5 protein-coding genes are annotated in these 12,141 nt (G+C 37.6%); all 5 read right to left on the bottom strand.

Features of this window, described 5'->3' with window-relative positions; all coding sequences use genetic code 11:
* Window positions 1-39: 39 nt before the first annotated feature.
* The 5 genes from BMX49_RS13175 to BMX49_RS13195 all read right to left on the bottom strand — a co-directional run bounded on the left by BMX49_RS13175 (window position 40) and on the right by BMX49_RS13195 (window position 11,711).
* Complete coding sequence (locus tag BMX49_RS13175) at window positions 40-1,980, bottom strand: nucleoside-diphosphate sugar epimerase/dehydratase (RefSeq protein WP_034719373.1); 1,941 nt, start codon at window positions 1,978-1,980, stop codon at window positions 40-42.
* Window positions 1,981-2,094: 114 nt separating this feature from the next.
* Complete coding sequence (locus BMX49_RS13180) at window positions 2,095-3,225, bottom strand: DegT/DnrJ/EryC1/StrS family aminotransferase (protein WP_034719372.1); 1,131 nt, start codon at window positions 3,223-3,225, stop codon at window positions 2,095-2,097.
* 352 nt (window positions 3,226-3,577) lie between these two features.
* The gene (locus BMX49_RS13185) at window positions 3,578-3,850 is read right to left on the bottom strand and encodes a hypothetical protein (RefSeq protein WP_034719370.1); all 273 of its coding nucleotides are present in this window, start codon (window positions 3,848-3,850) and stop codon (window positions 3,578-3,580) included.
* 58 nt (window positions 3,851-3,908) lie between these two features.
* Window positions 3,909-8,132, bottom strand: coding sequence for a RemA C-terminal-like gliding motility protein (locus BMX49_RS13190; protein WP_034719368.1), 4,224 nt, complete (start codon window positions 8,130-8,132; stop codon window positions 3,909-3,911).
* Window positions 8,133-8,555: 423 nt separating this feature from the next.
* On the bottom strand, window positions 8,556-11,711 hold the full coding sequence (locus BMX49_RS13195) for a RemA C-terminal-like gliding motility protein (RefSeq protein WP_034719366.1): 3,156 nt from the start codon (window positions 11,709-11,711) through the stop codon (window positions 8,556-8,558).
* Window positions 11,712-12,141 lie beyond the last annotated feature (430 nt).

The following is a 12,141-nucleotide window of genomic DNA, read 5'->3' on the forward strand; positions in this document are numbered from 1 at the left end:
ACTTTTTAATTTCAGATTTTGCAAATATACAATTCTATTCTAGCAGTCCAAAATTTCATAGATGGAATTATTGCTTTTAAATTCTGGCACTATCTGTTTTAAAATTTTCACCACTTCTATTTTTTCTCTACGTATGGCAGCTTTGGTAATTTGGTTACAATATCCCTCGATGTCCTGGAAGTCCATAATCGGATCCTTAGAAATCAGTATTTTCTCATGATGCGTCGGCATTGTTTTCGCATCATCACTTAGTAATTCTTCGTACAGTTTCTCTCCTGGTCTTAAACCGGTGTAAATAATTTTAATATCGACATTCGGTTCAAACCCAGAAAGCTTGATCATCCGATGCGCCAAATCCACGATCTTTACAGGTTGTCCCATGTCAAAAACAAAGATCTCTCCACCTTTACCCATGGCTCCTGCTTCTAAAACCAAATCACAGGCTTCGGGAATGGTCATGAAATAACGCGTAATATCGGGATGGGTAATGGTTACCGGTCCACCGCTTTCAATTTGCTTTTTGAAGTGTGGAATTACAGAACCGTTAGAGCCCAATACGTTTCCGAAACGGGTCGTAATAAATTTGGTTGCATTATTTTCTGTATTCTGCAAAGCTTGTACAAAAAGTTCTGCAGTTCGCTTAGACGCTCCCATTACATTAGTCGGTTTCACTGCTTTATCGGTAGAGACCATTACAAAACGGTTCACTTTATACCAGGAAGCTAAGGTCGCCAGATTTTTCGTTCCCAATATATTGACCAAAATGGCTTCGTGTGGATTTTCTTCAATTAAAGGAACGTGTTTGTAAGCAGCGGCATGATACACCACCGAAAAATGATATTTTTTAAATAAAGGTTCAATACGATGTCTGTTAGAAATATCAGCTAAAACGAATTTAAAAGTAATCAGCGGGAAAGCCGCGCGCATTTCTATTTCGATATCGTAAAGAGGAGTTTCTGCCTGATCCAAAACGACAATTAATGAGGGTTGAAATAGAGCAACCTGACGCACAATTTCACTACCGATTGAACCTGCCCCACCTGTAATTAAAATCGATTTCTCGAAATGTCTTTGTTTCACATCGACGTTTTCCATTTTAATGGGCTTGCGGTTCAGTAGATCTTCAATTTGCAAGGTTTTAATCGTTGCTTCCTGATCGTTACTTTGAAGTTTCTGCAAAGAAGGCGCTTTGAAAATCTGTAAATCTTTTTCTAGGAATAAAGTAACCCAGTTATTGATCTCGTCTTTGGTCATCAATTCCTGTAACAAAAGAACTCCATCGATTTTCAAATCTTCCTTATTGTTTCTTGCGATTTTTTCTTTGGTATAAATATGCTTTCCGAGCAAGCTTGCTCTCTTTGAATCATGACGCTGCGTAAGAAATCCCACGACGTGATAAGGTAGTTCAGGATTATCGCTAATGGCACGGGCCATGGCAACTGACTGCTCATCGATTCCTAAAACCAATATTCTTTTGCGAAGTGTATTGCGGCGAACCTCTCGGGCAAAGTGAAAAAATTCTTTTACAAACAATCTGAAAAGAAACATCAGCATAAAAGAAGCTGCAAAGAAAATTACCAAAAACGGCACCGACATATAAATCATGCGCTCACCTGTGGTAAAATAGTAGGAAAAACTTATGAGGGCAACTGCTACAGTTGTGCTGAAGGTGGCCAGAAATAATTTAAATAAATCGATAAAGGTAGAATGGCGAATAATTCCGGCGTAGGTGCGAAACAGGAACATGAAAATTACGCTCAGGCATAAAATGAGTAAAAACACTGGAATGCCTTTATGAAAAACACGGGTATTATTATAACTCAGTTTCTCGATAAGATAACATGAAAAATAGATGGATATCGCTATAAAAAGAATATCGATAAATAGAATAACCCAACGAGGTAAATATCTGACATCAGAAATGCCCATTAAGTTATCACCGCTATAAATCCTCTTCTTCAAACCTCTACGAACACTCATCTTCTACTAAAATTGGTTAAAATGAATACTCTTGTAACTTCTCTTTAAATTCATTTCAGATTACTTTAGTTTTGGCAAATTTACGAATATAATACGTGATATTAGGAAAATTAGTTATTGAATTATTTCATCAAAAACTAATTTAATACGCTCTCTATCATCATCAGTTAAATTAGAACCTGATGGCAGACACAAGCCATTATTAAATAATTTCTCGGATAAATTAGACCCAAAGTGAGGTGCAGTTTTGAAAACGGGTTGTAAATGCATCGGTTTCCAGATAGGGCGGCTTTCAATATTCTCTTTTGCGAATTTCTGAATGAGTTGCGATTTAGTAATACCAGCTTTGGGATGCAGGCGGACAATACTCAACCAGTGGTTAGAGTAATAGCCGGAATTAGGTTCCTCATGCAAAGTGAAACCTAGATGATCCTGAAATAATTCTTTATAAAACTGGTGATTAGCGCGACGCTGATTTACCCGCTCTAGCAATACTTCCATTTGGCCTCTTCCTATTCCTGCACAAATGTTGCTCATGCGGTAGTTGTATCCAATTTTGGTGTGTTCATAATGTGGAGCATCATCTTTTGCCTGTGTTGACAAAAAGACTGCTTTTTTCTTAAATTCTTTATGTTTCAAAATCAATGCGCCACCACCCGAGGTGGTTATAATTTTATTTCCATTAAAACTGAGGACTCCCAAATCACCGAAGGTGCCACATTTCTGACCTTTGTAGGTGCTACCTAAAGCCTCAGCGCTATCCTCTATAACTGGAATATCATATCTTTTTGAAAGTTCATTGATCTCATCTGCCTTGTAAGGCATCCCGTATAAACTAACCGCGATAATCGCCTTGGGTTTTTTACCTTTCGAGATTCCAAACTTGATGGCATCTTCCACTGCGTTTGGACAAAGATTCCAAGTGTCTTGTTCACTATCTACAAAAATGGGATGAGCGCCGAGATATACAATAGGATTAGCTGAAGCTGAAAAAGTAAGACTTTGACAAATGACATAGTCACCGGCTTCTACATCTAATAGCACGAGAGCCAAATGTATGGCAGCTGTTCCAGAACTTAAGGCTGCAACATGAATATCTTCTTCTAAGAATTTTTGTATATCGTGCTCCAGACCATTTACATTGGGTCCGAGGGGTGCAATCCAGTTCTCTGCAAAAGCCTGCTCAATATATTTCATTTCGCCTCCACCCATGTGCGGATTCGAAAGCCATATTTTTTTATTCATTCGTTTATTTTCCTATGAATTTAAAATTTTTAATTAAATCTTCTGCTTTCTTCAAATGTGTTTTTTAAATGTTTACTTTAATTATTGCTATTTAAACTACAAGTTGCCAAAGACGATTTTTAAAAGCACAAACCCAATTTTATTTACAAAATTGGGGGCACTATAGGGTGCGTATCACGCTACACTGTGTGAGATTCTTCTAAAATAAGATTTGCCAGTATCTATATTAATATAATGATGCGTCATTCGGTTTACTTGTACAACTTCTTTTAAAACGTATTGGTAGATATAAATATTACTATTTTTTTTAGATAAAGACCTATTCTGCAAATTTAGCTAAAAATGATTAAAATTAAGCAAGTCGATTTCTTTTCTTGTGCGAGGTGTATAGAATTATTCCTAAGGCAGTCATCACGAGCAACTGTAAATAATCGTCAATAGGGACTGGAACTGGATCATCGTCATCATTTGGATTTCCAGGTCCAGCATTTGCCGTGTCGAACGCAGGTTTTTCACTTTGACTTGCTTCATTATTTCTTTCAGCACTGGAGAAAGGATTGCTTTCTTGCTGTGCTTGAGCCCAACTTCCGATACAAAAGAAAAATATTAATAAGATGTTTTTCATTTACTAATTTTTTGCAAAGATATAAATCAGTACCTATATCATTGCTGTTTATATATTTTTATTTAATGATCTTTTTGGTGACCACTACACCATTTCTATTCACTTTCACTAGATAGACACCTTTAACTATGGCATTCCCATCAATTCTAACTTCCGTTCGATTAGGGGTAAATCTCACCATAAGTCGACCTGAAGAGTCGTAGACCTCAATTTCAGAAATTTTCTTGGTAGATGATTTGACAACGAAATCGCTACCATCTCTGTAAACGACAACCTCCTCTTTTTTGATTATACTCGTTCCGAGTACAATATCATTTTCATAAACAATTTCAAATCGACCTTCAGTTAAACCTTCATTTGCCGTAAAGGTATAACTTTCTTGGGAGAGGTTTGTAATCGTGTTCGTTTGCTTATCTTTTAAATAAACATTTTGAGCTTCATTAAAAATACCTTCTTTTCCTGCCATTGCAATTTTATAGTTACCTGTTTCAAAACCTTTCATCCCAACTGAAACAACATCTGCTTTATTGAGTGGGAACTGGCGACCTTGAATATTTAGTTTCATATCATCTAATTGAGAATAAAACGAATCGGAGCTTTCACCAAATTGTTTTGCATCTGCATTAGACTCAAAAGCATTGGTTGCTCCTTGCGGATACGCGATTAGAATGGTATTAAAGTTCTGCGCCGGAGTAGTTAAACTTAACCAGAACCTGTCGATAACTGAATCAGACGCACCGGATCCTTTGTTGATAAATTTACTCCCACCTATGCCAGCATCTCGCATTGCATTGGTGAATTTTAGTCGCGTTGCTGCGGTTGCTTTTACTATAAATCCTTGTCCTACTTTAATATATCGTGTTGGAGTTTCTGTTGAAAAAGTTCCATTAGTTGCTGCTGTACCACCAGATAAAGCTGTCAAAGTTGCATAGTTTTCACCATTATAATTTGGACCTTGTTGCCCATAAACAGTTCTGTTGATGTTAGTCCAAAAATAGGCTGTACCATCAATATTGTTAGCGCTCTTTAATTCATAGAAATCAACATTTGATGGATAAGGATTACCTACTAAATTATACCCTTGTCCAGTAATATTCAGTTGAAATTCTTGATCACCATTATGAGGTATTCCCGTGAATGGCCCTTCAAACATCCTATAATCTGTCTCGACTGGGCCAGTAGTACTGTTCCAAACTGGGTAGTAATTGCTGGCTCTGATTGCATATCCTTTAGCTTCAACAAATTCGGTGGCAGCAGGATTACCTACTGCTGTAAATAAGTCAGTGGAGGTATTATATTCTAAGAAACGTGAATCGACCGTGCCTGGTGAGAAAGCTTTTAGCATCTGACCAGCCACTGGACTTCCCCAATAGGTATAATCCAATCGTTTCATTTTTGCATTTCGCTTAACTGTTGCGGACCCAGTACCTGAATTTATACTTCCTTCCGTTTGCACAAAATTACCATCACTTTCTACAACTAAAGTTCCGTTATTAGTAAAATCACCGGTGGTGAAACTGGTTAAAGTTGCAATATTTAAGGTATTTCCTGAATTGATAGTTAGTGTTTTAGAAACTAAACGCTCGGCAGTAATAAAGTTGCCATTGATTACTGCATTTAAATCTATGGTAGGAGTACCATTATCCCAAGCATCGGGTACAGTTCCGTTGTAAGTGGTAATATCTGATCGTGTTTTAACTGGAATAACATTCGAATTAGCTGACGCACAAGTTGCGTAAATTGCACGAATTCTGTAATAATATTGGGTATCTGGTAAGAGACCTGTTACTTCATCTATACTTGTCGAACTATCTGATATAATTTTGGGACCATAGTTCGGCGAAAAGGTTGAAAATGATTCATCATTACTAATTTCTAATTCATAAGACGTTGCTCCGGCGACGGTATCCCAATTTGCCTCAAATGAGGTAAACGTAATATTTGTTGCGGCAAGCGCGATTGGCGCTTCCAGTATTCCGTTTCCACTCACCGCTACATTCTGCGTAACAGCGTTGGCTCCAGACACACTTACGCTGCCACTTGCAGATTCGCAGTAGATCGTAGGTGCGTATCGCACATAAACAATAGTTTCATCAATACCACGATTTGCATAAGGAATTGTGCCGCTTGTACTCCAAGTAATCTGGTTATCTAATGAAATTTGAAAACTTGATGGAGCAGTAACTGTTAAGTCACCACTATCTGGAGACAGATAAGATGCATTAACGTTAAATGACTGACTTGGCGAAATTTCATTAACAAGGATATCACCAAATAACAAAGCCGTTTCCGATACGGTCAAGATTGCACCTGGTGCTGTAACTCTGATTCCAAAATTTCTGGCGGTAGAATTATGATCAATAACCCTCACATAATATTTAGTTCCAGCTAATAGCATTGGCGCCAAAGTTTCAGACAGAGAATTCGTGCTGTTTGCATAAAATTCTCCTACGCCCGAAAGTGGACATTCACTGGTGAAAATTTCAAAATCAATATCTGGTCCAGTGCTGAATTCCACGGAAACCGTATGTGGTCCATCTACAGCGGTAGTGAATTCATACCAAACATCATTCTTTGATGACGCATTTGTCAACCCAGTTGAAGGAGTTGCTCCTCTTAAAGTTCCTGTTAAGCGATTATCATCAATTGTAAGTACAATAGCATTAGCGCAGGAATCATTTCCAGGATTAGAAATCGTAACTGTTCCATTTAAAGAAATAGTTTTATCACTGATTCCTGTAGTAGTAAGTCTTAGGTCGCCATTATAGCTGCCTCCTACTAAACCTGATTTCAACCGTACAAAAACTTCAACAGAAGCTACACTTCCAGATGCAGGTGAAAAGCTGACTGATGATGCAAACCCTGAACCGGCTGTTTTAGAAACCTCATAACCTGCAGGAGCAGTTACAACCAAGTCAGCAGTTAACACAATACCCGAAACTTGATAGCTATTTTCTCCAGATGGACCAAAGCCTTCTAAATAGGTGTAGGTGTTGGTTCCGTTTGCCGTTAGTGCCGTTGCGATTACTTGAGCAGTTACCTTACCAGATAAGGTCACATCAATTCCTAAAACACCGGGTACAGATGAAGTAATGGCAACAATATCATTACTAGCGTTGTTATATATTGCTTCTGTTAAACCTGCTTTCAGTCGTACATATATCGGGGTATTTACACCTGTATAATTTTCAACAGTTAATGGTGCTGAAGTGTAGGTAACCCATATATTTTCATTCGAAGATATTTCCCAATTCTCACCCGGCACCAACAAAGCATTGGTACTTCCAGCGCTCAATCCTTCGCCACTCAGTACGAAAGACTGCGAGGCAGAGGGACCATTGCCCAAAGAATAGGTAAATCCAGATAAGATGATGGGGGTTGCAAGTAATTTCGGTGAAGATACCGTAGCGTTGAGTATTAATTCTTTTGTAATATTATTAGATAAGTTCACATCATAATATTCAAATATGATTTTATCTGTATAAGTACCCGCAACTGTAGTTGCCTTTAATCTAACTTTTAAAATTTCACTTACGGCATTGGCAGCAATTGGTAACTGATCCAAGGTGGTCCAAGTTAACCCGTCGTCACTTGAAAATTCGAAAGGTCCCGCAGTCGTATTATTAGATTCCAAAATAGCATCGATGTACTGTTTTGCTGAATCTGGAGTTAAATTAGCCCCCGTAATCGCAACATCTTGCGCGGGTGAAGCCGCACTATTGGTGAAAGCTGAAAAGGTAAGAGGGCCTGTAGGATTAATAGTAAGAGTTGGCTGTGCGACAGTATAAGTCACTGTAATACCCGTTAATCTAGCCTGTTTTTCTAATCTAAAACTGGCATTTCTTATTGTTATACTTGAAGTTACATTTAGTCCTGAAAGTGTGTAAGGATCTTCTTCTAGTACACGAGTTAAAGCTGGATCAGTAGCGGTAAAAGCTGCGGTTCCGATAGAATATCGCAAAGGAGGTACATGACTTGTTACTGAATATAGTACTATATCAGTTATAGTTACTCCATTTGACGGAGTTAAAGTTAAAGAATTCCCGCTATGAGGATCAATAATAGTTTCTGACGCATATAATCTCAAAGTACCTTTAGTGAATCCAGGCATACTAGTTCCAGTATTCTTCTGTGTTGTAAAAGAAATGTTAGCATCAATTGCCCCTGACGTTGCACTAAATGTTTGTGTAACGGTGGTCGTTTGCCCCCAGCCCGCCGCAGTAATCAGAACGAAAAATAAACTAAAAATCGTGGTTTTAAAGGAAGATAAATTTACATTCATATCGTTTGTGTTTTCTTTTGAGTTAAGTTTGCAAAGTTACATAAATATTTACAATGGTACGTCGGTCAGGTGAAATGACTTTTTTCATTTACACATGTTCTTATTAAGTTCCGTCCTAGGCTTTATATTATCCTTTTAAATTAAGGTTATAGAAAATAAGAATCGAAACAATAAATAGCAACACTGGTGACTTACGGAAATATTTGCGCCAGGTTCGCAGGCAACCTTACTTTCAGGTTCGAAAATACAAAAGGCAATTCCTTCACAAATTATTTAATGAAAATTACTCTAAGAATAATCCGTATTATTTCAAGTCTATATTTACAACCGCCTTTTGAGCCATCAAAACCAGTTTCCTATTTCAGTTTCGCTCCCTTACTAGGAATTCGCACCACTTCGCGTACTGTTTATAGATTAGGAATTTTATTTTCTAATCTTTTTTGAGACAACTTTTCCAGCTTGGGTAATTTTTAAAATATACATGCCAGTCAAGAGTTTGGAGGCGTCAAGTCGAACCTCTTTTTGATTGGGTTGCACCTTGCTCATCAATCTTCCCGAACTATCATAAACTTCAACACCTGAAATATTCTGGGAAGATTTTAAAACAAAATCATTGCCCGCATGGTAAAAAATCAAATTCTCTTTTGCCCCAGTGCCAGTTCCTAAAACGCTTTCTGGTTGGTACACCAATTCAAATCGTCCTTCTGTTACTCCTTCACTGACGCTAAAAGAATAAGCACTGGCCGACAAGTTGATGAAAGCTCCCGTTTGTTTGTCTTTTAAATAAATATTTTGTTGGTCTGCAAAAATACCTTCTGCTTCTTGAAGAGATAGTTTATATTCCCCAGCTAAAAAATGATTACTTCCTACCTCAACCACATCGTTCGGATTTAAAGGATACTTTCTTCCCTGAATGCTTAATCGATGATCATCTAAATTAGAAAAAAGAGCGTCCGAGCTCAACCCTAGTAGAGGAGCATCATAATCGAGTTCAAAATGATCAGTGGCATCTGGAGCATATGCAATGAGCATCGTGTTAAAATCTTGGGAAGGCGTCGTTAACTGAATCCAAAAACGATCTTTAGGTTGCTCTAACTGACGATCGTAGAAAATATCAGTCGTAGCAGCACTCCTATTAGCATTATCAAAGACTAAATTTTTATCTTTTCCTGCGGGTAAAGCTTTTACGATAAAACCCTGTCCGACTTTTACAATACCCGTAGGTTTAATCGTACTCCCAGAGGCAGGAGTTCCACCAGCTTTATTATATACCGCATAATTTTCGCCTGTGTAATTCTGTCCCATTTCTCCTACATTAGCCACTCGGTTATTCCAGAAATAGGCGATTGATGCAATAACTGTCTTATTTTTTTCAAACAGTCCAGGGCTTCCCTCTAGGTTTATATTTGAGGCGTAGGGATTTCCTACCAAATTATAACCAGCACCAGGACCTTCTGTTGGTGTTGTTATTCCAGACTGATACTTTAGCAGAAAATTATTAATACCGTTATTTAATGTGCCTGTAAATATTCCAGGCCATGCCGATGCCAAAGTATTGCTGAAATTATTAGGTGCTCGTATGGCATAACCTTTCGCAGGAATAAAAGTAGCGTTAGCAATATCATTTACCGAAGTGAATTTATCAGTTCCTTCATTATACGTTAAGAATCTAGTTAAAACAGTTTTCGGAGAAAAATCAATAAGCTTTTGATTTTGAACGGAAGAAGACCAATAAACGTATTCCAAGCGTTTGATATTTGAATCGCGGAAAACTGATGAACTACCGGTTCCAGAATTGACACTTGTTGGTGTCTGAACAAAATTCGCCTCACTCTGTACCACTAAATTTCCATTATTGATAAAGTTACCCGTCGTAAAACTAGATCCAGCAGTAATGGTTAGCGTTTGAGTATTATCAATAGTCAGGCTTTTCGAAATGAGTTTATCAGATGGCTTCGTGTTGAAATCTTCAGAAATAACCGCATGCAAATCAGGAGTGGGTAAGCCATTATCCCAAGCTTTATCGTCCCATGTGGTAGTATCAAACTTTGTAACTACTGTAATTCCATTGGAATTTGCGGAGGTCCCATTATTAGAAACTGCTCTTACTCTATAATAATAGGTTGTTTCCGGTAGTAACCCAATTACTTCATAAGTTCCGATATTCCCTACATCTTTGTTATCATATCCTGCAACAAAAGAATTACTTACTGCTGCAGTAGTGACGAGGATGTTATCAATTCTACTGGTACCACCCGACGCGATGTCAGAATTATTAACAGCCTTATTTGAAGCAACTTTCCATCGGACTAAAACTAAGGGTTGATTATTGCAAACTTCTGGTAACATAACATTTGATCTTCCTGAAGTCCAATTGTTCGCGACTTGTACCGTGCCAATATCAACCCAAGAACCAGTGGTCCCAATCTTATATTGCATTTGGAAATCTCGTGGTCCCGTATTAGAGGAACGCTGAATGGACGATATAAGAAGTGGATTGCTAAATCCCATCGAATTAATAGTGATCTGCCAGTATTTATCATTACCTGAATACTGCCACTTAGTTCTTGTTGCTGCTCTTGTTTTGAAACCTGCTACATCTGAAATGGATGTACTCCCATCTGTTGATAATTCTTGATTTAGATTTAAAGAGCTTGCTTTACCAGAATCAGGAGTAAGAATCCTTCCATCTGTAGGGAAAGTCCATTCTGCTAAAGAATTGAGCGCCGTGAAAAAAGGCGATGTACTCACGTCTAACTTGTAGCTTGTTGCGCCAGGCACTGCATTCCAGTTTGCCGTAAATGAATTAGTCGTTATATTAGTAGCCGCTGTGGCGACTGGTGGAACTGCGGATGCTGAAGTTCCCAACACTACATTATCCAGAAACACTCTTCTTGTATCGGAAGCGTTGTTAAAAAATTGAAATAGACCAAAATACGCGGAAGCTTTGATTAAGGCTCCGGAGTCAGTTACTGTACCCGCTGAAGTCGTAGGCGTAGCGCTGAAAGTAAAACCAGTAGAATAAAATAATTCAAATACACCCGTATTACTTCTTGTTACTCTGATATTTAAACCAGCTAATAAAGCGTTTGCGTCAGTAATTGGACTATCGGGAAATGTTCCAACCTTAGCGCCATAGTTGGAATTTCCATCCTTTTTCCAAAGTTCGATTTGATGAGTTTGACTTGCTGATCCAAATCTTAAATAATAACCTTTCCCATTACTCCCATCAATGGTATCTTGGTTATTAGACATTAAAATAATTCCATAAAAATCATTTGATGAAAGAGTAAATGCGGGTGAGCCTATGGAGAACCTCCATTCATTAACTTCAGTAGATGCTGTAGTTAAACTAGCATTTTGTTTTGAGGAGTTTGATGCTAAATAATAACCGTCTGTTGTGGCGCCACCAGTTGCATACGGTGAAGTATTTAAAACTGCGTAATTATCGTTAGAATTATTGCCTGCCCACACCGGATTTGCGGTAAAGTTACCATCTGTAAAATAGTCTGTCTGTCCTAGAGCACATTGGCCAATAAATAATAAGGTGACCGTTATAAATTTGAAAAATGATTTCATAGTTCTGCGATGTATCATATGTATCATATTAGACACAAACATAGCAAAATTATAATGAATAATTTATTAATAAATCATTTTACACTAACTTATATTCAAATAATCGCGCATAAAATTGCAGATTAAACAATATTAAAACGCAAACACTGTCTAAAAAACTAAGGACATGCATAATAATCTGTTTTTCGATAGTATGACGCCCTCTTTTCTAAATGCGTAAAAAAAATAGAGATGCTGAGACAAAATCTCATTCTAACTACTTTTATTTATTCTTAAATATAAATCATTGATAGCTTCCGAGCGATTTAGATGGTTTCAGATATGATGTCACTTTATATTCAAAATTGACCTGATTCTAAAATTCTGGAGAATGAACTTTACGAATTAGAAGTCACATGATAACAATCATTTAAAATCTTTAATTATTGCG

This window comes from Kaistella antarctica, from assembly GCF_900109615.1.
GTDB classification, from domain to species: domain Bacteria; phylum Bacteroidota; class Bacteroidia; order Flavobacteriales; family Weeksellaceae; genus Kaistella; species Kaistella antarctica.